This window comes from Allochromatium vinosum DSM 180, from assembly GCF_000025485.1.
Classification (GTDB): domain Bacteria; phylum Pseudomonadota; class Gammaproteobacteria; order Chromatiales; family Chromatiaceae; genus Thermochromatium; species Thermochromatium vinosum.
In genome coordinates this window covers 289,778-316,671 of record NC_013851.1, presented here as the reverse complement: position 1 = coordinate 316,671, position 26,894 = coordinate 289,778, and the positions used below count along the sequence as shown (strand labels likewise).

23 protein-coding genes are annotated in these 26,894 nt (G+C 63.9%); 15 read left to right on the top strand and 8 right to left on the bottom strand.

Going from position 1 to position 26,894, the window contains the following annotated elements:
- Positions 1-446 precede the first annotated feature (446 nt).
- Complete coding sequence (rimI, locus tag ALVIN_RS01335) at positions 447-890, bottom strand: ribosomal protein S18-alanine N-acetyltransferase (RefSeq protein WP_050750350.1); 444 nt, start codon at positions 888-890, stop codon at positions 447-449.
- Between the two features lie 280 nt (positions 891-1,170).
- Here rimI and nifJ point away from each other — a divergent pair, with 280 nt between their 5' ends.
- From nifJ to ALVIN_RS01320, 3 genes are all read left to right on the top strand, one after another.
- Positions 1,171-4,752 carry a pyruvate:ferredoxin (flavodoxin) oxidoreductase gene (gene nifJ / locus ALVIN_RS01330; protein ID WP_012969505.1) on the top strand — a complete coding sequence of 1,194 codons (3,582 nt, stop codon included), beginning with the start codon at positions 1,171-1,173 and terminating at the stop codon, positions 4,750-4,752.
- Between the two features lie 75 nt (positions 4,753-4,827).
- Positions 4,828-5,844, top strand: a complete 1,017-nt coding sequence (locus ALVIN_RS01325; protein ID WP_012969504.1) for a dihydroorotate dehydrogenase-like protein — start codon at positions 4,828-4,830, stop codon at positions 5,842-5,844.
- 142 nt (positions 5,845-5,986) lie between these two features.
- Entirely contained in the window at positions 5,987-6,832 is an 846-nt protein-coding gene (locus tag ALVIN_RS01320; protein WP_223295244.1) for a DNA ligase, read from the top strand.
- 62 nt (positions 6,833-6,894) lie between these two features.
- On the opposite strand, the gene ALVIN_RS01315 is transcribed toward ALVIN_RS01320, so the two are convergent.
- Positions 6,895-8,052, bottom strand: coding sequence for a response regulator (locus ALVIN_RS01315; protein ID WP_043795468.1), 1,158 nt, complete (start codon positions 8,050-8,052; stop codon positions 6,895-6,897).
- Between the two features lie 195 nt (positions 8,053-8,247).
- Here ALVIN_RS01315 and ALVIN_RS16415 point away from each other — a divergent pair, with 195 nt between their 5' ends.
- Positions 8,248-8,598, top strand: a complete 351-nt coding sequence (locus ALVIN_RS16415; RefSeq protein ID WP_012969501.1) for an Hpt domain-containing protein — start codon at positions 8,248-8,250, stop codon at positions 8,596-8,598.
- A 54-nt stretch (positions 8,599-8,652) separates the two neighbouring features.
- Here the strand turns inward: ALVIN_RS16415 and ALVIN_RS01305 are convergent, their stop codons facing one another.
- The 4 genes from ALVIN_RS01305 to ALVIN_RS01290 form a co-directional block, all read right to left on the bottom strand.
- Positions 8,653-9,216 carry a peptidylprolyl isomerase gene (locus tag ALVIN_RS01305; protein ID WP_012969500.1) on the bottom strand — a complete coding sequence of 188 codons (564 nt, stop codon included), beginning with the start codon at positions 9,214-9,216 and terminating at the stop codon, positions 8,653-8,655.
- A gap of 64 nt (positions 9,217-9,280) precedes the next feature.
- Entirely contained in the window at positions 9,281-9,715 is a 435-nt protein-coding gene (locus tag ALVIN_RS01300) for a rhodanese-like domain-containing protein (RefSeq protein WP_012969499.1), read from the bottom strand.
- Between the two features lie 162 nt (positions 9,716-9,877).
- A complete protein-coding gene (locus ALVIN_RS01295; RefSeq protein ID WP_012969498.1) occupies positions 9,878-13,039 on the bottom strand; it encodes an efflux RND transporter permease subunit in 3,162 nt (1,053 codons plus the stop codon).
- Positions 13,036-14,268, bottom strand: a complete 1,233-nt coding sequence (locus ALVIN_RS01290) for an efflux RND transporter periplasmic adaptor subunit (RefSeq protein WP_012969497.1) — start codon at positions 14,266-14,268, stop codon at positions 13,036-13,038. Before ALVIN_RS01290 ends, ALVIN_RS01295 begins: the two co-directional genes overlap by 4 nt.
- Positions 14,269-14,364: 96 nt before the next feature.
- On the opposite strand from ALVIN_RS01290, the gene ALVIN_RS01285 reads away from it, so the two are divergent.
- Positions 14,365-14,700, top strand: coding sequence for a flagellar protein FliT (locus ALVIN_RS01285; RefSeq protein WP_012969496.1), 336 nt, complete (start codon positions 14,365-14,367; stop codon positions 14,698-14,700).
- A 27-nt stretch (positions 14,701-14,727) separates the two neighbouring features.
- Here the strand turns inward: ALVIN_RS01285 and ALVIN_RS01280 are convergent, their stop codons facing one another.
- Together ALVIN_RS01280 and ALVIN_RS01275 are read right to left on the bottom strand one after the other, a co-directional pair.
- Entirely contained in the window at positions 14,728-15,561 is an 834-nt protein-coding gene (locus tag ALVIN_RS01280) for a competence/damage-inducible protein A (protein ID WP_081442699.1), read from the bottom strand.
- The gene (locus tag ALVIN_RS01275) at positions 15,542-15,958 is read right to left on the bottom strand and encodes a PaaI family thioesterase (protein ID WP_012969494.1); all 417 of its coding nucleotides are present in this window, start codon (positions 15,956-15,958) and stop codon (positions 15,542-15,544) included. Before ALVIN_RS01275 ends, ALVIN_RS01280 begins: the two co-directional genes overlap by 20 nt.
- Before the next feature lie 268 nt (positions 15,959-16,226).
- On the opposite strand from ALVIN_RS01275, the gene ALVIN_RS01270 reads away from it, so the two are divergent.
- The 10 genes from ALVIN_RS01270 to ALVIN_RS01225 all read left to right on the top strand — a co-directional run bounded on the left by ALVIN_RS01270 (position 16,227) and on the right by ALVIN_RS01225 (position 26,875).
- On the top strand, positions 16,227-18,398 hold the full coding sequence (locus tag ALVIN_RS01270; protein WP_043795467.1) for an HAD-IIB family hydrolase: 2,172 nt from the start codon (positions 16,227-16,229) through the stop codon (positions 18,396-18,398).
- Positions 18,395-19,231: an HAD-IIB family hydrolase gene (locus tag ALVIN_RS01265; RefSeq protein WP_012969492.1), complete on the top strand. Its 837-nt coding sequence runs from the start codon at positions 18,395-18,397 to the stop codon at positions 19,229-19,231. Before ALVIN_RS01270 ends, ALVIN_RS01265 begins: the two co-directional genes overlap by 4 nt.
- A gap of 14 nt (positions 19,232-19,245) precedes the next feature.
- Complete coding sequence (locus ALVIN_RS01260) at positions 19,246-20,166, top strand: PfkB family carbohydrate kinase (protein ID WP_012969491.1); 921 nt, start codon at positions 19,246-19,248, stop codon at positions 20,164-20,166.
- 91 nt (positions 20,167-20,257) lie between these two features.
- The gene (locus ALVIN_RS01255) at positions 20,258-20,491 is read left to right on the top strand and encodes an AbrB/MazE/SpoVT family DNA-binding domain-containing protein (protein WP_012969490.1); all 234 of its coding nucleotides are present in this window, start codon (positions 20,258-20,260) and stop codon (positions 20,489-20,491) included.
- Positions 20,478-20,891 carry a PIN domain-containing protein gene (locus ALVIN_RS01250; RefSeq protein ID WP_012969489.1) on the top strand — a complete coding sequence of 138 codons (414 nt, stop codon included), beginning with the start codon at positions 20,478-20,480 and terminating at the stop codon, positions 20,889-20,891. The genes ALVIN_RS01255 and ALVIN_RS01250 overlap by 14 nt, the downstream gene beginning before the upstream one ends.
- A gap of 12 nt (positions 20,892-20,903) precedes the next feature.
- Positions 20,904-22,115 (top strand): AAA family ATPase, encoded by a 1,212-nt coding sequence (locus ALVIN_RS01245; RefSeq protein ID WP_012969488.1) that lies wholly within the window; start codon positions 20,904-20,906, stop codon positions 22,113-22,115.
- Entirely contained in the window at positions 22,093-22,854 is a 762-nt protein-coding gene (locus ALVIN_RS01240; protein ID WP_012969487.1) for a hypothetical protein, read from the top strand. Before ALVIN_RS01245 ends, ALVIN_RS01240 begins: the two co-directional genes overlap by 23 nt.
- Before the next feature lie 33 nt (positions 22,855-22,887).
- The gene (locus ALVIN_RS01235) at positions 22,888-24,861 is read left to right on the top strand and encodes an alpha-amylase family glycosyl hydrolase (protein ID WP_012969486.1); all 1,974 of its coding nucleotides are present in this window, start codon (positions 22,888-22,890) and stop codon (positions 24,859-24,861) included.
- Between the two features lie 18 nt (positions 24,862-24,879).
- Positions 24,880-26,178 (top strand): dicarboxylate/amino acid:cation symporter, encoded by a 1,299-nt coding sequence (locus ALVIN_RS01230; protein ID WP_012969485.1) that lies wholly within the window; start codon positions 24,880-24,882, stop codon positions 26,176-26,178.
- A gap of 61 nt (positions 26,179-26,239) precedes the next feature.
- A complete protein-coding gene (locus tag ALVIN_RS01225) occupies positions 26,240-26,875 on the top strand; it encodes a carbonic anhydrase (protein WP_012969484.1) in 636 nt (211 codons plus the stop codon).
- The last annotated feature ends 19 nt before the right edge of the window (positions 26,876-26,894 follow it).

Genomic DNA, 26,894 nt, shown 5'->3' with positions numbered 1-26,894 from the left:
TGTAATTTTTGCGCGTAAACTTTACAACGAATGTGGACGCTAATTCAATTAAACTCGTCATGGAATCGGTGCGTCGCCTGAAGTTCAAACCCGCACGTTGGTCAGAATAAAGCGCGCCGCCTCATCCCGGGACTGCACACCTGTCAAGTCCCCGGAGGTTGTAGCTCACCACCTATCACCTTGAGGTGCCCACGTGCCGGGTCGTCAAGGATATTGGTGCACAGGGATTCGGCTGGCTCAACATCACGCTGCTTCATGCTCAAGCCGTCCTCGATTTCTCCTCACATCACAAAGATCCCTTTGATCGCTCAGGCGCAGTGCGAGGGGATGCAGATCCTGACCTATGATCGGCTGTTTCGCTACTATCTGCCGGATAAGCGCCTTGTGCGCTCTGTTTCTTCGATCCGATTGCGACGCCTGCCCATCGAACGACGACCGAGTGTAGCTCAAGACCCTGGACCAACTGTCATCAATTCGAGTGCCAGAACGAGCGCATCCTCGCGCCCATTGGGCGCGGGGTAGTAATGGCGCCGCCGACCGACCTCACAGAATCCCTCGGCACGATAGAGCGCCAGTGCCGCTGTGTTCGAGACGCGCACTTCCAGAAAGGCCGTCTCGGCCTCGCGCCGGCGCGCCAGCCGCAGCAGATGACGCAGCATCTGACGCCCCAGCCCGCGCCCCTGCCAGTCGGGGTGGACGCCGAGATTGAAGATCTGGCATTCGCCGACCGCAACCGACATCACACCATGCGCAACGATGGTCGCGTCGATCTCGCCCAGCCAACAGTTGTAGCCGGCCTTCAGACAGTCCTCGAAGATCTCACGACTCCAGGGAAAGGCGTAGGCGGCGTACTCGACCGCGAGCACTGCGTCCAGATCCGCCTGACACATGGGCCGCACGCGCAGGCGCTTACACGCCCCTTTGTCTGTGCTCGCCGAAGCGGTATTCACTCGATTCCGTCCCCCAAGATTTGAACCCCAGCCCGGATCATCGCTCAAAACCTGTCTCACGCCCACTTGATCTCGATCAGGATAACGTCGATTCGTACCGCCGCGCGGCGCGAGCCGTCACCAACGCCGCCTGTTTTCGGTCTATAGTTTGGCTCTGAGTGCCGCGCTTGGCATTCCGCATCGCGGTCATCCCGTTCCAACCACCCAAATGGACAGTCCGATGTCGCACAACAGCCTGGTCACACTCGACGGCAACGAGGCCGCCGCCTACGTGGCGCACCTGACCAACGAGGTCATCGCCATCTATCCCATCACGCCCTCTTCCAACATGGGCGAATGGGCCGACGAATGGTCCTCGCTGGGCGTCAAGAATCTGTGGGGCACGGTCCCCGATGTCGTCGAGATGCAGAGTGAGGGCGGCGCGGCGGGGGCCATCCACGGTGCGCTCCAGGGCGGATCGCTGGCGACCACCTTCACGGCCTCGCAGGGCCTGCTGCTGATGATCCCGAACATGTACAAGATCGCGGGCGAACTGACCCCGACGGTGTTCCATGTCTCGGCGCGCGCGCTCGCGGCTCAAGCCCTGTCGATCTTTGGCGATCACTCGGACGTCATGGCCTGTCGCGCCACGGGATATGCCATGCTGTGCGCCGGTTCGGTACAGGAAGTGATGGACTTCGCGCTCATCGCCCAGGCTGCGACGCTCGAAAGCCGCCTGCCCTTCCTGCACTTCTTCGACGGTTTCCGCACCTCGCACGAGGTCAACAAGATCGAGCGGCTGCCGGTCGAGACCATCCGCGCCCTGATCGACGAGGAGCTGGTCAAGGCCCATCGCGAGCGCGCCCTGAACCCGGATCATCCCAAGCTGCGCGGTACCTCGCAGAACCCGGACGTCTATTTCCAGGGGCGGGAGACGGTCAATCCTTATTACGCCGCCGCGCCCGCCATCGTGCAGGGCGTTATGGACCGCTTCGCCGCCCTGACCGGTCGTCAGTACCGGCTGTTCGAGTACGTCGGCGCACCCGATGCCGAGCGCGTGGTGATGCTGATGGGTTCGGGACTGGGCGCAGCGGAGGAAGCGGTCGAGCATCTGACCGCGCGCGGCGAAAAGGTCGGGCTGCTCAAGATCCGGCTGTTCCGGCCCTTCGATGCCTCGGCCCTGATCGCCGCTCTGCCCGCCAGTGCCAGCCGGATCGCCGTGCTCGATCGCACCAAGGAACCCGGCTCCGACGGCGAGCCACTCTACAAAGACGTGACCACCGCACTCGCCCGCGCCTTCTCAGCCGGCGAACTGTCGACCATGCCGCGCGTCATCGGCGGACGCTATGGTCTGGGTTCCAAGGAATTCACGCCTGCGATGGTCAAGGCGGTCTTCGACGAGCTGGCCCAGGAGACCCCGAAGAATCCCTTCACGGTCGGCATCCTCGACGACGTGGGCCACACCAGCCTCGCCTGGGATCCTGACTTCAAGGCCGACGCGATCCAGGGCGTGACCGCCTGCGTCTTCTATGGCCTCGGCTCGGACGGCACCGTCTCGGCCAACAAGAACTCGATCAAGATCATCGCTGAGGAGACGCCCAACCACGGTCAGGGCTATTTCGAGTACGACTCCAAGAAAGCCGGCGCCGTGACCATCAGCCATCTGCGCTTCGGCCCCAATCCGATCAAGAGCACCTATCTGATCGGCGACAACGAGGCCAATTTCGTCGCCTGTCATCAGCCGACCTTCCTGACCCGTTACGACATGCTCGACAAGGCGCGTGCAGGCGCCGTGTTTCTGCTCAACTCGCACACCCCGCCGGATCGGGTCTGGGACGACCTGCCCAAACGGATGCAGCGCACCATCATCGACAAGGGGCTGACCTTCTACGTCATCGACGCCTACGGCATCGCGGCGGCGACCGGCATGGGCCGGCGTATCAACACCATCATGCAGACCTGCTTCTTTGCCATCTCGGGTGTCCTGCCACGCGAGGAGGCCATCACCCAGATCAAGCACGCGGTCGAGAAGACCTACGGCAAGAAGGGTCAGGCGCTGCTCGATCGCAACTATCAGGCCATCGACGCCGCGCTCGCCGGACTGCATCAAGTCCAGGTTCCGGCACAGGTCACGAGTACTTTCGATCGACCGCCCGTGGTTCCAGACGCCGCGCCCGAGTTCGTGCGCCGGGTCACGGCCACGCTCATGGCCGGCCACGGCAATCAGCTCCCGGTGAGCCTGATGCCCGCAGACGGCACCTGGCCGACCGGTACTACGCGGTTCGAGAAGCGCCAGCTCGCCCTGCAACTGCCCAAGTGGGACGAGAACCTCTGCACCCAGTGCGGCAAGTGTCCGCTGGTCTGCCCGCACGCGGCGATCCGCGCCAAGGTCTATCCGGCGGCGCTGACCAATGGGGCGCCAGCAAGCTTCAAGCACGCAGCTATCAAGGGCAAGGACTTCCCCGAGGGCTATCGCGTCAGCTATCAGATCGCGCCCGACGACTGCACCGGTTGCGGTCTGTGCGCCGAGGTCTGCCCGATCCGCGATCGCACCAATCCGGATCACAAGGCGCTCGACATGGTCGAGGCCGGAGAGATCCAGCCCGCCGAGCAGCTCAACTGGGATTTCTTCCTGACGCTCCCCGAGTACGACCGCACCCAGCTCGACGCGACCAAGATCAAGCACGCCATGATGATGCAGCCGCTGTTCGAGTTCTCCGGCTCCTGCGTCGGCTGCGGCGAGACGCCCTATATCAAGCTGGCGACCCAACTGTTCGGCGACCGGATGCTGATCGCCAACGCCACCGGCTGTTCGTCGATCTACGGCGGCAACCTGCCGACCACTCCCTACACGACCAATGCGGAAGGACGCGGCCCGAGCTGGAACAACTCACTGTTCGAGGACAACGCCGAATTCGGTCTGGGGCTGCGACTGGCGGTCGACAAGCAGGCCGAACAGGCACGCGAGCTGGTGGCGCGGCTGGCGGGCCGGATCGGCGAGACGCTGGCCGATGGGCTGCTGAACGCCGATCAGTCGACCGAGTCCGGTATCCACGAACAGCGCGAACGGGTCGCGGCGCTCAAGGCCAAGCTGGCCGGGATCGACTCGGCCGAAGCCCGTGCCCTGCTCGCGCTGGCTGAACAACTGGTCAAGCGCAGTGTCTGGATCATCGGCGGCGACGGCTGGGCCTATGACATCGGCTATGGCGGCGTCGACCATGTGCTCGCCAGCGGGCGCAACGTCAATCTGCTGATCCTCGACACCGAGGTCTACTCCAACACCGGCGGCCAGAAGTCCAAGGCCACCCCGCTCGGCGCCGTGGCCAAGTTCGCCGCCGGCGGCAAGCCAACCTTCAAGAAGGATCTGGCCATGATGGCCATGGCTTATGAGACCGTCTATGTCGCCCAGGTCGCCTTCGGCGCCAAGGATGTGCAGACGGTGCGCGCCTTCCTGGAAGCCGAGTCCTACGATGGTCCCTCGATCATCATCGCCTACTCGCCCTGTATCGCCCATGGCGTGGATCTGTCCAACAACCTGCGTCAGCAGGACATGGCGGTCAACTCCGGGCACTGGCCGTTGCTGCGCTACGATCCCCGACGCACCGCGCGCGGCGAGAATCCGCTCCTCGTCGACAACAAGGCCCCGAGCGTCCCCTATCGCGACTTCATCAACTCCGAGACCCGTTTCAGCCTGCTGACCCGCACCCATCCCGAGGCCGCCGAGCGCTTCCTCGACCTGGCGCAGAAGCATGTGGACACCCGCTTCAGTCTCTATGAGCAACTGGCGCATCTGGCGGTCCAGAAAGGTCCGGCCTCCGAGTAACAGCGTAGCGGCGGACGGCCATCCCAGCCGCCCGCCATCCGATTTCAACGTCTCTAGCACGAGGTTTCAAAGGCTATGAACCTGAAGACAACGTATCTCGGACTGACGCTCAAGAACCCCCTGGTGCCGTCCGCCTCGCCGCTCTCCCGGAGCCTCTCGGCCGCACGCGAGATGGAGGACAGCGGCGCGGCGGCCATCGTCATGTATTCGCTGTTCGAGGAGGCGATCACGGCCGAGGCCGAATCCATGACGCGCTTCCTGCATCATCAGGACACCGGATTCGCCGAATCGAGCGCCGGCTTCCTGCCCGATCATCAGGACTTCGAGAATGGCCTGGAGCGGTATCTGGAACAGATCCGGCGGCTGAAGGAGAGCCTGGACATCCCGGTGATCGCCAGTCTCAATGGAGTCACGACCGGCGGCTGGGTCAAGCACGCGCTCGAACTCCAGCAGGCCGGAGCCGACGCGCTCGAGCTCAATGTCTATTACATCGCTGGTGACATCAGCCAGAACGGCGCGCAGGTCGAGCAGCGCTATCTGGATCTGTTGACCGAACTGCGGGGCCGGATCCGGATTCCGATCAACATGAAGCTCTCGCCGAGTTTCAGCTCCATCGGGCACTTCGTCGGACGGCTGGCGGCGGCCGGGGCCAATGGCGTCTCGCTGTTCAACCGCTTCTATCAGCCTGACATCAACATCGACAGTCTGCGCCTCCAGGCGCGGCTGCATCCCTCCACCTCCGCCGAGGCGCTGCTGGCCATGCGCTGGATCGCGCTCCTCTACGGTCGGGTTCCGGGGTTGTCGCTGGGCGCCACCGGCGGGATCCATACCTCGGAGGACGCCATCAAGCTGCTGCTCGCCGGGGCTGACGTGGTCCATCTATGCAGCGTGCTGCTCCAGAAGGGACCGGTCTATACCGGCCTGATCCTGCGCGGCATCGCCGACTGGATGGAGGAACAGGGCTTCGAGTCGGTCGAGGACTTCCGGGGCCGGGTCAGCGCCCTGACCGTTCCCAACCCGGCCGAGCTGGAGCGCGCCAACTACATCAACGTGCTCGACAGCTACAGCGCCGCGCCTGGCGTCATGACCTGAGATCGGCTGGATTGCCTTCTCCGCCATGCGGCACAACAGAGAAACGCGATATTGGGAACGCTGCGCCGGCTTCTGGAGCTGGCGCGGAGCGTTCCTGGCGCTGATCCTGGTTCTCGGCTGTACACCGCCAGTCGTGGCGGACGTGTCCCCACGCTCCGTCACGGCCCCCCAGACCACGACCGAGCAGGCTGCGACACCACCCGCGCTGATCCTGGCCAACGTCTACCGCGAAGGCATCGATCTGTCGCGCTACTGGGTGAGCGAAAAACTCGATGGAGTCAGAGCCTATTGGGATGGTTCCAGGCTGATCACACGCGGCGGTCAGCCGATCGCGGTGCCCGTCTGGTTCACGGACGGCTTTCCAGCCATCCCGCTGGACGGCGAACTCTGGATGGGGCGCGGCACCTTCGAGGTCCTGTCGGGCACAGTGCGGAGCCTGGAACCGGATCACGACGCCTGGCGCGCGGTGAGCTACCGGGTCTTCGACCTGCCGGGTATGGACGCCCCCTTCGGCGAGCGCCTCCAGGCGCTCGAACGTCTGCTGGCCGACACGCCGAATCCGCGCATCGCCCCCGTGGAACAATTCCGGGTCGCCGATCACGCCGACCTGATGGCGCGTCTGGAAACGGTCGTCGCCGGCGGCGGCGAAGGGCTGATGCTGCATCGCGACGACGCCCCCTATCGCGCCGGACGCAGCGACGACCTCATCAAGGTCAAGCCCTATCTGGACGCCGAGGCCCGCGTGATCGCGCATCTGCCGGGCAAGGGCAAGTACGAGGGGATGCTGGGCGCACTCCTGGTCGAGGAACCCTCGGGGCAGCGCTTCCGTCTCGGCAGCGGCTTCAGCGACGCCGAGCGACGCTCACCGCCACCGATCGGCAGCCGCGTGACCTTCAAATACCACGGACGCACCCGCAACGGCATTCCACGCTTCGCCAGCTTTCTGCGCGTGCGAGACCCGGCCACACGCTCAGATTCGACCCACTGAGGCGGGTTCCGGCTCTGGTCGCCAGCGTTTCAGCGTCGTCTTCAGATGCCGGTGCAGCGGATTCAAGACGCGCTTCCGGTTGAAATGGCGTCGATCCTGCCGCTGAGACCAAAGCGGGCCATCAAACGCGGTAGCTCACGCTGAGGATCGCCCGCATGCAGGAGTGCCACGATCCGCATGATGATGGGTTCTTTGCGCACCACAGTGCCTGCGGGCAGTCGATCGAGCGCATCGATGCGCTCGCGGAGCGTATTGGGGATGGTCCATTGGGCCTGGAGCGGCTCGCGCGCACGCTCCGTATAGCGATCGAAAACCGCGTCACGGGTCGTCTCGTCGATGGCGTGGCCGGCGTCGACCCAGGTTTGCATGAGCTGGAGCAGGGACAACTCGGCCATGGAGTGCAGGATGCAGGCGGTGCGGCAACTGTCGAGATTGAATTCGAGGTGCTCTCTGAGTTTGACGAGAATCCCAACCAGCGACATCGCTCTACGCCGAAGCTCAAAGCACTTGTGAGCCAGACTCGCATGTTCGATGTGACTTCCGGGATGCAATGAGACCTCGACGGCCAGATTGATGAATGCATCGAGACCGATCTTGCGAATAGCGCCCTCGAAGGTCTCCACGACATCCATTCCGTCGATATAGCGGCTGCTATTGGCCAGGCTCAGCATACGAAACAACAGCCCCGGCTCGAACTGGCATTCACGCAGCAATCGAATACGTTCCGGCGCTTCCATTGCGCGGATACCCACTATGCGCTCGACGAGTTCGGGGGCAATGGGCAGTCCAGGCAGATCCTGTTTCAACCGGCTCTCGATGAAGTCATCCAGGCTCTCGAACGATTCACACGAAACATCGGATGCCATATCCACATCGACGATGCGTGACAGACGTTCCATGATCTGTTTGGCATCGAACGGCTTGACGATATAGGCGTCGACATGAAAGGCACGTGCAGCGAGTATCTGCTCGCGGTCGGAATGACTCGTGATCATCACACAGCTGGTCTTCGCACCCAAGCGACGAATGGTCTTGAGGATCTCGAGTCCGCTCATTCCGGGCAGCTCCCAATCGAGCAGGATCAGATCCGCACCCTGCGTGCGCCAGCGATCGAGCGCCAGCAACGGATCGGCATCCAGCGTCACGGTGGCCCCTGGCCAGATCCGCCTGACGAGCTGACGCAGCAGGGCGCCGGTTGCCGGATCATCTTCGACGATCATGACGCGGATCACACAGTGTCTCCGGATTTTTCAATAAGGTCTCGGTATTGCTCCAGATTTCCCGGTCATCCATAAAGCATCGACTGACGCCGAACAGCGGATCAGCCGCTCGCACGGCATGATGAAATCTCATATGATCGAACGCACTCGACAGGGCGAAGACCATCGTTATCGGAAACACATTGGGAGGCCACGATGCGCCACTTGAATCATGACGTGCTCGACACCCTGCGCGAAACGCTTGGAGAGAGTGACTTTTTCGAGGTGACGAATACATTCGCCCAGCAATTCGAGCGCCAACTGCAAGCGCTCAGACAGCATGCGGAATGCCGCGAGTTACCCGAATGCGCTCATATCCTACACTCACTGAAAGGCAGCGCGGGCAACATTGGCGCGCAAACTCTGGCCGAGATCACACAAACATTCGAACAGCAGATACGCGGAGGAGACATTTCGCTCGAATCGATGATCGAGGTGCTTTCGAGCACGATAAACACCACGATCGACGAATTGCGAGACTCCGGTTATCTCGGTGCGGCCCCCTGAGTCTCGCTCCACGAAGTCCGAGGCAACCGCAACGGCGATCGCCTCCTGGAGCCTTCAGAGTTGACGACAGGCTTCGAGCATCACGGGTGCCTGGGTGCGGCCCGAACGGCTGCCCTGCTGCTCCATGGCGCGCACCACGTCCATGCCATCGACCACCTTGCCGAAGACCACGTGCCGACCATCGAGCCAGGGGGTCGAGTCGACTGTGATGAAGAACTGCGAACCGTTGGTATTGGGACCGGCGTTGGCCATGGACAGGGTGCCGGCCGACTCGTGCTTGAGGGTGAAGTTCTCGTCCTCGAACATCTCGCCGTAGATCGACTTGCCGCCGGTGCCGTTGCCGTTGGTGAAGTCGCCGCCCTGGATCATGAAGCCGGGAATGATGCGGTGGAAGGGACTGCCGGCATAGGCCAGTCCCTCGCCCTTCTCGCCGGTGCAGAGGGCGCGGAAGTTCTCGGCCGTCCTGGGCACTACGTCGGCGAAGAGTTCCAGGGTGATGGTTCCGGCGGGCTGGCCGCCGATGCTGACATCGAGCGCAACCTTGGGATTGGCGGCCAGGGCCGGGGTCACGGCAACGGCGAACAGGACGGCGGCGAGCGCGAGCGGGGACTTCTTCATCAGATTTCCTTGTTGAAAGGTGGTTTCAAGGGATTGGATATCCGGGATGCGCGGACGGTCAGGTTCAGCAGTTGGTACAGGTTTCCACAGGCAGACCGCGACGAATCCAGCCCGGACCGGAGCGGCTGCCCGCCATGCCCTCGGGGACGTTGTGGACCTGGCTGAATCCCATCTTCTGCAACTGCTTCTGCACATAGCCGCTGCGGTTGCCGGTGCGGCAGATCAGGGCGATGGGGGCCGACTTGTCGCCGCCCATGTCCTGGAGCAGACGCTCAAGGAATTTGGGGTCGGTCATGTCGATGCGGTGAGCCTCGGGAGCCACGCCGGTCTCGCGCCACTCGGGCGGGGTACGGATGTCGATCAGCAGGATCTCCCCCGCTTTGGCCTTGGCGAGCGCCTCTTGCGGGCTGAGGTCGAGTCCGCCCGCCTGGGCACCGGCGACGAAAACGAGACTGGCGACGATGAGCGCGACGAAGCGCCGAACGGATTGATACGGCATGTTTGGTTCTCTAATACAACAGTTGTCGTTCGTTGGACGTCACAGCAGAAACGATCACGGATATGGGGGCATTTGGCGCCGATTCAGCCCGTCGGCCACTCGGCAACCAGCGATGGAACCTCGACATCCTCGCTGATCGTCAGTGTGCCTTGAGCCGGCAGGTCATGGATGCGCCTCGTTTGGATGGCTGGCGTTAGGTTCGGCGCCGCCATGCTGTGACGCACTGCCATGCGCCCATTCGCGCAGCCGCTGGAAGACCACATAGAGCATCGGGATCAGGAAGATACCGATCAGGGCCGCCGCCAGCATTCCGCCGAAGACCGCCGTGCCGACCGCGCGCTGACTGGCCTCCCCGGCCCCGCTGGCCAGGATCAGCGGCACCAGCCCCAGGATGAAGGCGAAGCTGGTCATGAGCACGGCCCGAATCCGCAACCGCGCGCCCGTGACGGCCGCCTCCAGAATGGATCGGCCCGAGGCGCGCTGCTCCATGGCGAACTCGACGATGAGGATGGCGTTCTTGCTCGCCAGACCGATCAGCACCACCAGCCCGACCTGGGCATAGAGATCGTTGGCCAGCCGGGCGATCAGAAGCGCCACCATGGCCCCGAGCACCCCGACCGTCACCGAGAGCAGCACCACCGTCGGCATCGACCAGCTCTCGTAGAGTCCGACCAGGAACAGATAGGCGAAGAGCACCGCCAGCCCCAGCACGATCGGCGTCTTGCCGCCGGCGTCCTTCTCCTGGAGCGCGGTGCCGGTCCAGGAAAAGCCATAGCCGTTCGGCAGGGTCTCGACCGAAACGCGCTCCATGGCCGCGATCGCCTCGCCTGAGCTGTAGCCCGGTTTGGGACCGCCCTGGAGCGTGACACTGCGATAGTTGTTGTAGCGCTGGATGAGCTGCGGGCCGACGATCAGCTCGGCCGACATGAGCGCGCGCAGCGGCACCATCTCGCCCTCGGTGTTGCGCACATGGATGCGGTAGACGTCCTCGAAGGCTTCGCGATCGGACTCCTCGCCCTGGATCTTGACCTGCCAGACCCGGCCGAAACGGTTGAAGTCGTTGACATAGTAGCCGCCGAGCGTCGACTGGAGCGCGTTGAAGATGCTGTTGATCGGCAACCCGAGCGTCTGCGCTTTCTCGCGATCGAGCTTGAGATCGACCTGCGGATTGCTGGTGGTCCAGGTCGAATAGACGCGCGAGAGCACCGGATCCTGATTGGCCGCCAGCACCAGACCGCGCATCACCGCCGCCAGATCGGCCGGCTCGCTGCCCTGGAGATCGAGTAGCTGATACTCGAATCCGCTGCCCGTGCCCAGACCGACGATGGGCGGCAGGTTGAAGGGCATCACGCGCGCCGCCGACAGTCCGGCAGTCTCGACGGCGATGCGCCGGATGACCGCTGTCGCCGCCAGATCCGGTGTTGTGCGCTCCTCGAACGGCTTGAGCCGGCCGACGATCGCCGCCGCATTGGACTGGATGCTGCCGTCGACGATGTTGTAACCCGGGATGGCGATCACATGCTCCACCGCTGGATCAGCCAGCACGATCTGCTCGACCTGCTCGACGACCGCCAGGGTGCGGTTGACCGAGGCGCCCTCGGGCAGCTGGACATGGGCCATGAAGGCGCCCTGATCCTCGGTCGGCAGGAAGCCGGTCGGCGTGATCTTGAACAGCCAGCCGGTCGCCAGTCCGACACCCGCGATCAACACCAGCACCAGCAGCGAAAAACGCACCAGACGCCGCACCACGGCCGCATAGCCGTCGCGCACCCGATCGATGCCGCCCATGACGTAACGCATGATTCCGCGCTGGTGATGGGTCGGTTTGAGCAGCAGGGCGCACAGCGCCGGCGAGAGCGTGAGCGCATTGATCGCCGAGATCAGCATCGAGAAGGCGACCACGGCCGCGAACTGCTGGAACAGTTGCCCGGTGATGCCGGGAATGAAGGCCACCGGCAGGAACACCGACAGCAGCACCAGCGTGATGGCAATGATGGGACCTGTGATCTGGCCCATCGCCTTCTTGGCCGCCTCGCGCGGCGACAGCCCCTCCTCTTCCATGAGCCGCTCGACGTTCTCGACCACCACGATGGCGTCGTCGACCACGATGCCGATGGCCAGCACCATCGCCAGCAGCGAAATGGTGTTGAGCGAGAAACCGATGAGCAGCAGGAACGCCAGGGTGCCGATCAGGGCCACGGGCACCGCGATCAGCGGAATCAGAGTCGCACGCCAGCTTCCCAGGAACAGGAACACCACCAGGATGACCAGCACGAAGGCTTCAAAGAGCGTGTGGACGACCTTCTCCAGACTGGCCTTGACGAAGTCCGTGGTGTCATAGACGACCGCGTAATCGAGATCGTCCGGGAAGCGCTCGGCGAGCTTCTGCATGGCCGCGTCGACACCATCGGCCACCGACACGGCATTGGCGCCCGGCGCCAGATAGATGGCCATGGCCGCCGTGGGTCGCCCATCGAGCCGGCTGACGGCGTCGGACTGCTTGGCGCCCAGTTCCACCCGCCCGACATCGCTCACCAGGATGCGCGAGCCGTCCGGGTTGGCGCGCACCAGGATGCGCTCGAACTCCTCGACATCGCTCAGCCGGCCCTGGGTCTGGAGCGTGATCTGGAACTGCTGATCCGAGGTCATGGGCTGGGCGCCGATGCGCCCGACGGCGGCCTGGACGTTCTGGCTCTGGATCGCCGAGACGACATCCGAGGGCGTCAGTCCGAGCGCGGTCAGCCGATCCGAATCGAGCCAGATGCGCATGCTGTAGTCGAGCGGACCGAACTGCGAGACCTCACCGACACCGGGCACGCGCGCCAGGGTGTCGATGACGTTGATGGCGGCATAGTTGCTCAGGAAGAGTCCGTCATAAGAGTTCTTGGGCGAATAGAGCGCCACCACCTGCAACATGGCCGAGGACTGCTTCTTGACCGTCAGCCCCTGGCGCTTGACCTCCTCGGGAAGCTGGGCCATGGCCAGATTGGCGCGGTTCTGGACGTTGACCGTGTTGATGTCCGGGTCGGTGCCGAGCGCGAAGGTGACGGTGAGGGAGTAGCTGCCGTCGTTGTTGCTCGACGACTTCATGTAGAGCATGTTGTCGACGCCGTTGATACGCGACTCCAGCGGCTGGGCGACGGTCGACTCGACCACGGCGGCGCTTGCGCCCGGATAGCTGGTGCTCACCGAGACTTGGGGCGGGACGATGTCGGGGAACTGGGCGACCGGCAGCTGGGTCAGCGCGACCAGACCGACCAGGGTCAGCACCACCGAGATGACGATCGCCAGTCGCGGGCGATCGATGAAGACGTCCGAGATCATGGCTTGGCTCCCGTTTCAGCCTGCTGGGGCGGAGCGGCCTTGACCGGCTGACCGGGGGTGACGCCCTGGATGCCCTCGACGATGACCAGATCACCGGCGTTCAGGCCCTGCGTGACGGCAATCTCGGCGCCCTTGGTCTGGCCGGTCTTGACACGGCGGACCTGCGCCTTACCCTCTGCGTCGACGATCAGCACATAGAGTCCCTGCTGATCGACCTGGAGAGCTGACTGTGGAATCAGGATCGCCGACTCCGGCTCGCCACTCTGCACCACCACACCGACGTACTGACCATCGACCAGCGTGCCATTGGGATTGGGCAACTCGGCGCGCAGCGTCACCGAATCGGTCGCGCGATCAGTGGTGACATCGACGAAATCCAGATGTCCCGAATGCTCGTAAAGCTTGCCGTTGGGCAGGCGCGCCTGGATCACGACCTTACGCGGATCGCCGCCCTTGGACTCGATCTGACGCCGTGCGGCCAGCAGATCGCGCTGCGTCACGGGGAACTGGACATGGATCGGATCGCGGCTGACGATGGTGGCCAGCACCCCGGATGAGGGGCCGACCAGATTGCCGACGCTCAGGTTGGCCAAGCCGATGCGACCGGCGATCGGCGCGATGATCCGGGTGTAGCTCAGATCCAGGCGCGCGGCGTTCAAGGCCGCCTGGGCCTGGGCGATGCTGGCCTTGGCGACGGCGGCGGCGGCCTGGAGTTCGTCGACCTTGGCTTGGGCGATGTTCTTCTGCTTGAGCAGCTCCAGACCGCGCGCGAGCTGCGCATCGGCGTTCTGTGAATCGGCCTTGGCCTTCTCCAGATCGGCTTCACGCTGCTCGACCACGGCGGCATATTGATCAGGCTCGATCAGGAAGAGGACGTCACCGACGACGACCGTCTGGCCCTCCTTGAAGCGTCGCTCCTTGAGGAAGCCCTCGACACGGGCGCGCAGCTCGACCCGGTCGACCGCGACCACACGCCCGACGAACTTGGCCTCGTCCTCGATGGTCCGGGTCTCGGCGGCGACCGCGATCACGCTCGGCGGCGGCATCTCGCGCTTGGCGGCCGTGGGCTTGGCCGGTTCGCAGCCGGTGAGTGCCAGGGCCAACGCGGCGCACAGCACGCCGGCCTGAAGGTAGCGGGTGGATGTCGAGATGGGCGGGGACAGACGTGAGCGAGCAGACGAACGAGCGGGCGAGATCCGGCATTCCGGCATAGCGGTATGAGCTGGCATCGAAAGAGATCCTCGTCGACCGTGGGCGAAGCTGGCATATTAAACCGACACCCCCGGATCGGATACCACCGAACCCGTTTGAGCTGGAGAGTATCGATGGCCAATCTGACGGATCTCATCAGCGATCTGGTCGCGGCAACGGATCAGATGAAGCCGGCTGCCCAGGGCGACGACTGGGACATGGTCGAGCGCTTGCAGAAGCGCCGCCGCGTCCTGATCGAGTCGATCGTCGAACGCGCCGCGCATGAACCCATCACCGAAGAGGATGCCGAGCGCCTGCGCGCGGTGCGCCGCCACGAGGCGACCGTCGCGGCACTCGCCGGCACGCAGCGGCAGGCGTTGCGCGAGGCCATCGCCGAGCTCCAGGGCGAGGGCCGTATCGATAAGCTCAGCCGGATGCAGCGCGCTTATCGCGACAGCGGGTATTCCTGAGCCGCGTCCCGAGGGCGCGGCCGTTGTTCAGTCCTCCCGCGCTCCATCGACCGGCGCCTCGATGTACTCGAACGCAGCCTCGTCGAGCGCCTGACGCAACTCGCGCATGGCGTCGTCGAGTCCATCGCGTCCGCGAAAACCGAGCCGGATGTGCGGATCCTCGCCCATGTGCGGCAGGCTGAAGTGCTTGAGTTCGGGATACTCCAGGGTCAGACGGCGCATCAGCGGGATCAACTGACTCTCGGGCACGCCGCGCACCAGCACCGCTGACTCGCGCGCCTGGACACAGCGCCCGAAGTGCCGGTCCAGCACCCATTCGGCCATCGGCCAGGCCATCTTCGGGAATCCGGGCAGGAACCAGTGCCGCGCCAGCGTGAAGCCCGGCATCTGATTGACCGGGTTGGGCACCAGATCCGCCCCCGCCGGCAGATCGGCCATGAGGATGCGGTGCGGATAGGCCGACTCGCCAAACTTGTCCTCAATCAGACGTGCCGCCTCGGGATGGCGCACCAGCTCGACATGGGCGGCGGCGGCGGCACAGGCGCGGGTGTGATCGTCCGGGGTCGCGCCGATACCGCCGCAGACGAACACCGGCTCGGGTCGTCCCATCGAGAAGCGCAGATGCGTCGTCAGCACGTCCGGGTCGTCGGGGAGCATCCAGTAGCGGGCCAGGGTATGACCGCGTTCTCCGATCAGGCGCTTGAAGGCGGGCAGATGCCCGTCGACGCGCGCGCCGTTGAGCACTTCGTCGCCGATGACGATCAGACCGAAGGCGACCGGCTCACGGGCTTCGGTCTCCACGTCGTCCAGCGGCTCCGGTCCGGCGTCGGGCGAATATCCGTCAACGGCCGATGTAGTCATCGAGCGCCTCCTGTTTGCGATAGACGGTCCCCTGCATCAGCGCCACGGCTTGACCGGCCTCGTCGCTGACGCGGATCACATAGGTCGCGAGCTTGGGATTGATCGACACCTCATCGGCCTCGGCGATCAGCAACCCGCACCGCGCCGCCTTCATGAAGGAGACCGAGACGTTCACGCCGAGCGCGACCGTGCCATGTGAGTTGGAGGCGACCGCGAACACCAGATCGGCCAGACTGAAGATGGCCGCGCCGTGCGCCACGCCGACGGCGTTCAGGTGCCGGTCGTCGATCAGCAACTGAGCACGCGCACGCCCCGACCCGACCTCCAGCAGCTCGATGCCGACATGGGCGGCGAAACGGTCGTTACGGAAAAAGTCCTGGATTTGGCTTGGATTCATGGGATGGTCAGATCACTCTCATATACACCAAAAAGCGATAGGCGAGGACGCCAATCATTTCAACTGAGTCCGCTCACGGTCTGTATTGGCTTGATGCAGACCAATGTACGTTGATCGGGCGTAGGCATCAATCGATGGCCGCGTGCTCCAGTCTGTCGGGAGCGAAACACCATGATTGGCATCCGCGGCAAAGTCCCTTACCCTGAAAACCATGGAGACAGAAGGCACCGCCCTTCGCGGTCGCCAGGAAACGGGGGAACTTCACCCGATGTACATCCTGATGCTCAGCCTCCACGGACTGATCCGTGGTCATGACCTGGAACTCGGACGGGACGCGGACACCGGCGGGCAGACCAAATACGTGGTCGATCTGGCCCGCGCACTCGGCGAACGCGCCGACGTCTCGCGTGTCGATCTGGTGACGCGGCGCGTCGTCGACCCGGCCGTCAGTCCCGATTACGCCGAAGCCGTCGAGCCGCTCAACGCGAAAGCGCGCATCCTGCGGCTCGACGCCGGTCCCGAGGGCTATCTGCCCAAGGAACAGCTCTGGGACCACCTCGACGGCTTCGTCGACAACCTGACCGCCTTGCTGCACGAACAGGGCCAGTGGCCCGACATCATCCACAGCCACTATGCCGACGCCGGCTATGTCGGGTCACGGCTGGCCAATCTCATCGGCGTGCCCCTGGTGCACACCGGCCACTCGCTCGGACGCGACAAGCGCCAGCGCCTGCTGGCCGCCGGTCTCGACAGCGATCAGATCGACGCGCGCTACAACATGCTGCGCCGCATCGATGCCGAGGAAACGACCCTGGCCACGGCCGAGCTGGTCATCACCAGCACCCACAACGAGATCGAGGAACAGTACGGACTCTACGACTACTATCTGCCCGAGCGCATGCGCGTCATCCCGCCCGGCACGGATCTCAAGCAGTTCCATCCCCCGGCCGACGACGATCCGCTCCCGCCCTTCGCCGAGGTCGTCGAGCGCTTTCTCGACGAGCCGGACAAACCGCTGATCCTGGCCCTCTCGCGCGCCGACCATCGCAAGAACATCATCGCCCTGGTCGAGGCCTATGCCGAGAGTCCGCGTCTGCGCGCGCTGGCCAATCTGCTGATCGTCGCCGGCAACCGCGACGACATCCGCGATCTCGACGAGGGCGCGCGCACCGTCCTGACCGATATTCTCATCACCATCGACGCCCATGATCTCTACGGTCAGGTCGCGCTGCCCAAGCACCACAGCGCGGACGAAGTCCCGGAGATCTATCGGCTGGTGGCGCGCTCGGGCGGGGTCTTCATCAATCCGGCGCTCACCGAGCCGTTCGGACTGACGCTGCTCGAAGCGGCGGCGACCGGACTGCCGCTGGTGGCGACCGAGAACGGCGGCCCGGTCGACATCATCGGCAACTGCAAAAACGGTCTGCTGGTCGATCCGCTCGACCGCACGGCCATCGCCGAGGCGCTGCTGAAGATCCTGGAAGACCGCGAAACCTGGACGACCTATTCCCAAAACGGTCTGGCCGGCGTGCGCCGCTTCTATTCGTGGACGTCCCATGCCGAGCGCTACCGCGCGCTGATCGGCCCGCTGACCGAGCTTCACGAGCACATTCCCGACACGCCGCCGATGCGCCGCGCCATGGTCTACCGCGACCGCGCACTCTTCACCGATCTCGATCAGAGCCTGCTCGGCGATCCCGAGGGCGTCGAGCAGTTCGTGGCGATGATGAAGCGCAACAAACGCTGCGCCAACTTCGGCATCGTCACCGGACGCCGGCTCGACTCGGTGCTGATCGAACTCAAACGCCACGGCATTCCGGTGCCGGACGTGCTCATCACCAGTCTTGGCACCGAGATCCATTACAGCGGTCAACTGGTGCTCGACGACTACTGGGCCGACCATGTCGATCATCTCTGGAGTCCGCGCGCCGTGCGTCGGGCGCTGGCTGAGATCCCCGGACTGGTGCCGCAGCGCAAGATCGAGCAGAGCCGGTTCAAGATCTCCTATCACTATGATCCGACGATCGCGCCCTCGGTCGAAGAGATCTCCACCCTGCTGCGCACGCGCGAGCTGAGCGTCAACGTCATCCATGCCTTCGGCCAGTTCCTCGACATCGTGCCGATCCGCGCCAGCAAGGGTCAGGCGGTGCGCTATGTCACCCACCGCTTCGGCATCCCGCTGGAGCATGTGCTGGTGGTCGGCGGCTCGGGCGCGGACGAGGACATGATGCGCGGCAATACGCTGGCGGTGGTGGTCGCCAATCGCCATCACGAGGAACTGTCGCAGCTCGCCGATCTCGACCGGATCTATTTCGCCGAGCAGGCCCATGCCAAGGGCATCCTGGAGGCGATCGACCATTACGACTTCTTCCGCTCCTGTCGCGTGCCGGATCCGATTCCTCAGCCGGTCGCCGAACCTGAACCGGAGGCTCCTGCATGAACGCGCGTTCCCTGCTGTTGTGCACGGATCTGGATCGCACCCTGATCCCCAACGGGCGCGAACCCGAGTCGCCCGAGGCGCGTCCCTGGTTCAGGCGTCTGGTGGCCGAACCCGAGGTGGCCCTGGCCTATGTCACCGGACGCCATCGGGCGCTGATCGAGTCGGCGATCGCCGAGTACGCGCTGCCGGTGCCCAATTTCGTCATCGGCGATGTCGGGACCAGTCTGCATGTCATCGTCGAGGGCGTCTGGGAGCGGGTGCAGGACTGGGAGACCGAGATCGCGACCGACTGGGCGGGACCGGCGGACATCGCCGACTGGCTGGCCGATCTCGACGGACTGCGCGAGCAGGAACGCGAAAAGCAGGGGCCGTTCAAGCTGAGCTATTACACCCCGGCCGATCTCGACCCGGAGACGCTGCGCGCCCGGATTCGTGAACGTCTGGAGCGCCATGAGGTCCGTGCGAATCTGATCTGGAGCATCGACGAGGCGGCTGGGGTCGGGCTACTCGACATCCTGCCGGCGAAGGCGTCCAAGCGGCACGCCATCGAGTTTTTGATGTGCCGTATCGGGCGCGGTCTGGACACCACGCTCTTTGCCGGCGACAGCGGCAATGATCTGGAGGTTCTGGTCAGTCCGGTGCGTTCGATCCTGGTCGCCAATGCCCATCCCGAGGTGCGGGAGATGGCCGTCGCGCAGTCGCGAGAACTGGATCTGGCCGACCGGCTCTATTGCGCCCAGGGCGGCTGGCGCGGGCTGAACGGCAACTATGGCGCGGGCATCCTGGAAGGCGTGGCCCATTTCAGGCCGGATCTGGCGGATCGGATCGGCTGATCGCGGAGACACTGATGAAACACACCAGCGTACAGATCTTCGGCGAGGTTCTGTTCGACCACTTCCCCGACGGGCGACGGGTGCTCGGCGGTGCACCCTTCAACGTGGCCTGGCATCTGGCGGCCTTCGGCGCCGCGCCGCGCTTCATCAGTGCTGTGGGCGAGGATTCGGAGGGTGAGCAGATTCGGGCAAGCATGGAGGACTGGGGGCTGATTACGTCCTGTCTCCAGACCGATCCCGAGCATCCGACCGGGGCGGTCACGGTCAGTCTGGTCGACGGCGAGCCGAGTTATGACATCGTGCCCGAGCGCGCCTATGACTTCGTGCGTGCGCCCGAGGACATCGCGCCGGGCGGTCTGCTCTATCACGGCACTCTGGCGCTGCGCGGGCCGGTGTCGGCGGCGACGCTCGACGAGCTCAAGAGCGCGGGGCCGGATCTGATCTTTCTGGATGTGAATCTGCGCGAACCCTGGTGGTCGCTCGACCAGACCCGCGAGCTGGTGACTGAGGCCGATTGGGTCAAGCTCAATCGCGATGAGCTGGCACGGCTGTCGGATGCCGCGCCCGAGCACGAGGGCTGGCTGGCGTCGGACCCGGAGTCGCGCTCGGCGCTGATCGAGTCGGCACAGCGTTTTCTGGAGCGTCACGATCTCGCCGGACTCATCGTCACGCTCGGCGCCGAGGGGGCGCTTGGCTTGACTCAGGATGCCGATCCGGTCTTGGTCGCGCCGCCGCACGCGCTGGAGGTCGTCGATACGGTCGGCGCGGGGGATGCGTTCGCCGCCGTCACGCTGCTTGGCTTGATCCACGGTTGGCCGCTGGCGACCGTCCTCGAACGCGCTCAGGCGTTTGCGGCGCGGATCGTTGGGCAGCGGGGCGCAACCCGTGCAGATCGCGCGCTCTACGCCCCGCTCATCGCCGACTGGAAACGATGACGCTTGCGGACAATCAGCCGCGCACTGGCCCGCGCAACGCGATTGATATACACTCGAAAAAGTATATCCAAGACAGTGGAAGGAAGCGAAAATGCAAGTGTCCAGATGGGGTAACAGTTTAGCGGTCCGCTTGCCGGCAGCCGTGGTCGAGGCGCTGGATCTGCATGAGGGCGATGCGATCGAGATTCAGGTGGACAGTGCCCGCGCATTGAGTATCGGCAAGGCGCCTGACAACCGGGCGCTACTGGAGCGGCTGCGCAAATACCGGGGCCGGTTGCCCGAGGGATTTCGTTTCGACCGTCTGGAGGCCCATGAGCGCGGCTAAGGTCTTTTTCGACACCAATATCCTGCTCTATCTGTTGTCGGAAGACGTAGCCAAGGCGGATCGCGCCGAGGCGTTGTTGGCCGCCGGCGGTGTGATCAGCGTACAGGTGCTCAACGAATTCGCGTCCGTCGCGTCGCGGAAGCTGCGTCTGTCCTGGCCGGAGATCCATGAGGTGCTGGATACGGTTCGCCGGCTGTGCCGAGTCGAACCGCTGCTGCTTGCCACCCATGAGCGCGGTCTCGAGATCAGCGAGCACTACGGGTTTTCGATCTACGATGCCTTGATCGTCGCGTCCGCCTTGAGCGCCAAGTGCGAGGTGCTGCTGACGGAAGACCTCCAGGACGGCCAGCGCATCGACGACAGGCTTTTGGTCAGGAATCCCTTTGGTCAGACTTGTTAAAGTAGGCATATCGTGAGCGCTCAACCTGCTCCACCCATCCGTCTGAGATCCATCTACGTCGACAACTTCAAGTCGCTGGTGGACTTCCAGCTATCGCTGGCCGCGTTCACCTGCCTGATCGGTCTGAACGGCTCGGGCAAATCGACCGTGCTGCAAGCGATCGATTTCATCTCCAGACTGTTCAAGGGCAATGTTTCGCAGTGGCTGGAGCAGCGTCAGTGGAAACCGGGAGATATCAACTCGAAGCTAAGCGGCAAAAGCAACCTCAAGTTGAGCATCGATCTGTCGGGCGCCGATGGAAATTTCTCCTGGGACTGTAGCTTCAACCGCTCACTCCTGCGCTGCACACAGGAGACCGTGAAGCTCAATGGCAAAACCCTGCTTTCGGTCGCTGATGGACATTATTGGTTCGGTGATGTCGTTCACGCTGGAGCAACGGTCGCACGCACCAAGGTCGCCTTCGAATACGAAGGCTCGATCCTGTCTCAGCTCAAAGATGAGGTTCTACCCAAGCCACTGCTGCCGCTGAAGCGCTTTCTCCAGCAAACCGCCTCGCTCGACCTGCTCGCGCCTCAACTTTTGCGCAAGCGTGCCGCCCAAAGCCAGGGCGAATTGGGAATGGGCGGAGAACGCCTCTCGGCCTTCCTCTCCGAGCTGTCGGATGAGCAGCGACTGACTCTGGGGAGTCAACTGAAGACCGCCTATCCCCATTTGGAGCAATTCGTGACCCGCTCGCTACGCGCGGGCTGGAAAGAACTGGGGATTCGCGAACAGTTCGGCGACAAGGGACTCTATACCGAGGCTCGTCATATCAACGACGGGATGCTGCGCCTGATGGCGATCCTGGCTGAGATTCTGACCGACCATCAGTTTCTGCTGTTCGATGAGATCGAAAACGGCATCAATCCGGAACTGGTCGAGTTTCTGCTTGATGTGCTGGTCAACGCGCACCAACAGATCCTGGTCACGACGCATAGCCCGATGATCCTGAACTACTTGGACGACTCGGTGGCACGCGAGGGGGTGCAGTACCTCTACAAGACGCCGGAGGGCTTCACGCGAGCGGTGCCCTTTTTCTCGATCCCCTCGCTGGCCGCCAAGCTCGAAGTCATGGGGCCGGGCGAAGCCTTCGTGGATACGCACCTGTCGCGCCTGCCCGAAGAAATCGACGCTATGCGCACCATCAACGTGGAGAGGCCGAATGCTGATCCTCGTCAGCGGTGAGGGTCCAACCGACATGGGACGATGTACGGGGGCTGACCCCGTCATGGGCACGGCCTTCGAGGCCGGTCCCATGGCCTGGCTGGTGGATCAGATCGCCGAAACCTCGGAAGGCTATCCGTTCATCGATGCCGAGTTGATGTTCTGTGTTTCAAAGCAGCGACTGTCCGAAGTCTCGAAAAGATTGCAGCCGGCCTCTTTACCAGGGCGACGCCGCGGCAAAGAAACGGCCTACTACTTCCGCAATGCGCGCGGACTGGCGCAGATTGCCGCCGAGCTGGCCAAGCTCTGGGAGCAACCTGTTATCCCGATACTTTTCCGGGATGGCGACGGCACGCAGTCGGCTGGGCGCGGCGTCTGGCGCGACAAATGGGACTCCATGTGTCACGGCTTCGCTTATGAAGGCTGTTCGGTCGGTGTCCCCATGATCCCCAATCCCAAGTCCGAAGCCTGGTTACTCTGTGCCCTCAAGTTGTTCCAACCGTATCAGCACTGCGACCACATCGAACAGGCATCGGGAAACGACGCCGGCCTCGAACCACTCAAAGCGCAATTGGAAGCGGCATTGGGTGAGCCGTCAACAGCCGCTCAACTCGCTGAATTGGTGCGCGACGGTCGGGTGGATGCAGCCAGAATCGCGATGCCGAGCTTCGTCGAGTTCCGCCATCGGCTACAGGCGGTGCTTGCTGCACCGGAGAAATCAAGGGGCGAGCAGTCCGCGCATGGCTGTGTCGGTCAATGACCCTTTTCAGGCCCTCAAGGGGACGTATCGCTCATGTACGAACAGGTTTCACACGCCCTTCTCAACGATATCCTCGACGACCTCAGCCATCAGGTGGTGCGCGAGGATCTGCGTCATTTCTACACCCGCCTGGGCGCGAACTTCTATGCCATCCATTCGCTGTTCGCCCATCTCTACGGCCATCGCGAAGACTTCAAGGAGCGGATCACCGAGCTGACCGAGCGTCTGGCGCGCGCCTACATCGCGCGGCCCGAATCACTGCGCCGGCTCGACATGGAGCGCGAGGAGAACCACAACTGGTTCCTGAGCCAGGAATGGACCGGCATGGCACTCTATCTCGACGGTTTCGCCGGCAATCTCCAGGGGCTGATGCAACGCCTGCCCTATCTCCAGGAGCTGGGCGTCAACATGGTCCATGTGATGCCGATCCTGCGCTGTCCGCTCGGGGCCAGCGACGGCGGCTATGCGGTCAGCGACTTTCGCGACATCGACCCGCGCGCCGGTACGGTCGAGGACGTGCGCGCGCTCGGCGAGGCCATGCGCGCGCGCGGGATGCTGCTCACGCTCGACGTGGTGGTCAATCACACCTCCAACGAACACGACTGGGCGCAACGGGCGCGCAACGGCGACAAGACCTATCAGGATTTCTACTACGTCTTCCCGAACCGCGACGTGCCCGACATGTTCGAGGAGACCCTGCCCGAGATCTTCCCCGAGACCGCGCCCGGCAACTTCACCTGGGACGCCGACATGGGCAAGTGGGTGATGACGGTGTTCAACACCTATCAGTGGGATCTGAACTACTCCAATCCCGCCGTCTTCATCGAAATGCTCGACATCGTGCTGTTCTGGGCCAATCAGGGCGCCGACATCCTGCGGCTCGATGCCGTGGCGTTTCTGTGGAAGAAGATCGGCACCACCTCGCAGAACGAACGCGAGGCGCATCTGATCCTGCAAATGATGAAGGACTGCTGTCAGGTCGTCGCCCCCGGCACGCTGTTCATCGCCGAGGCCATCGTCGCGCCCTCCGAGATCATCAAGTATTTCGGCGAGGACGCCGTCATCGCCAAGGAATGCGAGATCGCCTACAACGCCACCTTCATGGCGCTACTCTGGGATGCGGTGGCGACCAAGAACGCCAAACTCCTGAGCCAGGGCATCAAGAGCCTGCCGGTCAAACTCGACCGTGCCACCTGGCTGAATTATGTGCGCTGTCATGACGACATCGGTCTCGGTTTCGACGATGCCGACATCCGCGCCTGTGACTATGATCCCTATGCCCATCGGCGCTTTCTGGTCGACTGGTTCACCGGCGCCTTCGAAGGCTCACCGGCGCGCGGGCGACCCTTCGGCGTCAATCACAAGACCGGGGATGCGCGCATCGCCGGGGCGCTGGCCTCGCTGGCCGGACTGGACGCGGCGCTCGACTCGGGCGATCAGACCGCCATCGACCATTCGGTCGCGCTGATCCTGACCCTGCACGGCATGATCCTGTCCTTCGGCGGCATCCCACTGATCTGGTACGGCGACGAGGTCGGTACGCTCAACGACTGCTCCTTCCTCGACGACGTGAACAAGGCAGGCGATGCGCGCTGGATCCACCGTCCGCGCATCGACTGGAACCGGGTCGAGCGCCGACGCGAACAGGGCACGGTCGAGCAGCGGATCTTCGACGGACTCAAGCGCCTGATCGCGGTGCGCAAGAACACCCCGGCCTTCGCCGACTTCAACAACCGCGAGCTGATCGACGCGGGCAATCCGCACATCTTCGCCTTCCTGCGCACGCATCCGAGTATGCCGGGCAGTTCGGTGCTGGTGGCGGCTAACTTCGATGTCACGCCGCAGTATCTCGATCTGGATGCGCCGGCCTATCGCGGTCTGTTCCGCGGCGGGCAGATCCAGGATCTGGTCAGCGGTGATTCACCGGCGTTGCTCAACAACCGGGTGGTGATCCCGCCCTATCACTTCTACTGGCTCGCCGATCAGCGGGCGCGGTCGTTGCTCTAGATCACAGGAACCCTGGCTATGTCGCTGCTCAAACTCAAGCTCCACTGGCAGATCCTGATCGCGCTCGTCCTGGCTGTGCTGGTCGGGCTGATCGTCGGTCGCGAGACCGGATTGTTCGGCGTCAGCTTTTACGCCATCTTCGACTTCGTCGGTCAGCTCTTCCTCAATGCGCTCAAGATGCTGATCGTGCCCCTGATCGTCTCCTCGATCATCGTCGGCGTCTCGGGACTGGGCGGCTCGGAACATCTCGGGCGACTCGGCGGCAAGACGCTCGGCTATTACGCCATGACCAGTCTGCTGGCGATCCTGGTCGGTCTGGCGCTGGCCAATCTGATCCAGCCGGGCGTGGTCGAGGGCGACCCGGCCGAGGTGTTCGGCTTCAGCGCCGAGGCCGCCGCCCTGCAGGAGCGCCTCGGCGATCGCGACGCCGGCGACGTGGTCGAGGTCTTCCTGCGCATGATCCCGACCAATGTGATCGAGGCTGCCGCCCAGGGCCAGATGCTGGGCCTGATCTTCTTCAGCCTGCTCTACGGCTTCTTCCTCACGCGCCTGAACGAGACTCAGGGCGGCATCCAGCGCCGGTTCTTCGAGGGTCTGTTCGAGATCATGATGCGCATCACGGATCTCATCATGCGTTTCGCGCCCATCGGCGTCTTCGCCCTGGTCGCGCGCACCGTGGCCGATACCGGGCTGGAAGCCTTCGGCCCGCTGGCGCTGTTCTTCCTGACCGTCACCCTGGCGCTGGCCACGCACTTCCTGGTGGTGATGCCGCTGCTGCTCTATTTTCTCGGCGGCGTCGATCCACGCCGTCACTATGCTGCCATGGGCGCGGCGCTGGTGACGGCCTTCTCGACCGCGTCCCCCTCGGCCACGCTGCCGATCACCATGGACTGCGTGGAGAAAAACGCCGGGGTCTCCAACCGCACCAGCAGCTTCGTGCTGCCGCTCGGCGCCACGGTCAACATGGACGGCACCGCGCTCTATGAATGCGTCGCCGTGCTCTTCATCGCCCAGGCCTATGGGCTGGAACTCAGCCTCGGCACCCAATTCCTGGTCGTCTCGCTGGCGCTCCTGACCTCGATCGGCGTGGCCGGCATCCCGGCCGCCAGTCTGGTGGCCATCGCCATCATCCTGAGCGCCGTCGGTCTGCCGCTCGAAGGCATCGGCCTGATCCTGGCCGTCGACCGCGTGCTCGACATGATGCGCACCGCCGTCAACGTCTTCAGCGATTCCTGCGGCGCCGTCATCATCGCCCGCAGCGAGGGCGAACGGAATGTATTGAAATTACAGCCAAACAGTACTGTTCCTTCGGTATAGAATGCGCGTTCGATGCCCCGGCATCACTCGAACATCACCGCCGAACGAGAGACCCTGCTCCATGCCCAACACGATCTCCGCCCTCGAGGCCCTCGACCGTCTGCGCGAAGGCAATCAGCGCTTCGCGCAAAACCTCACCAGCCTCGACCGCATGATGAGCTATCAGCGCCGCGCCGAACTGACCGCCGGCCAGAAACCCTTCGCCATCATCCTCGGCTGTTCGGATTCACGCGCCCCCGCCGAAATTCTCTTCGATCAGGGACTCGGCGACCTGTTCGTCATCCGTGTCGCCGGCAACGTGGTCGCTCCGTCCCAGATCGGCAGCGTCGAGTTCGCCGTCTCACGCTACAACACCCGGCTGGTCGTGGTTCTGGGTCACTCGCACTGCGGCGCCGTCTCCGCCACCATCGAGACCCTGCTCGAAGGCGAAGGCAGCGAATCGCGCAACATCGCCTCCATCGTCGATCGGGTCAAACCCTCGGTGCAGCCGCTGCTCGACACCGATCTGCGTTACGATCGCGAGGCCCTGCGCGGCGCCGCCGTGCGCGCCAACGTCCGTGCCTCGGCCAACCAGCTGCGTCACGGCTCGCGCATCATCGAATCACTCATCGAAAGCGACGGACTGCTGGTGGTCGGCGCCGAATACGCGCTGGAGACCGGGCGGGTCGATTTCTTCGATGGGGTTCCGGACGCTTGAACGACTAGCCGCCAAACGT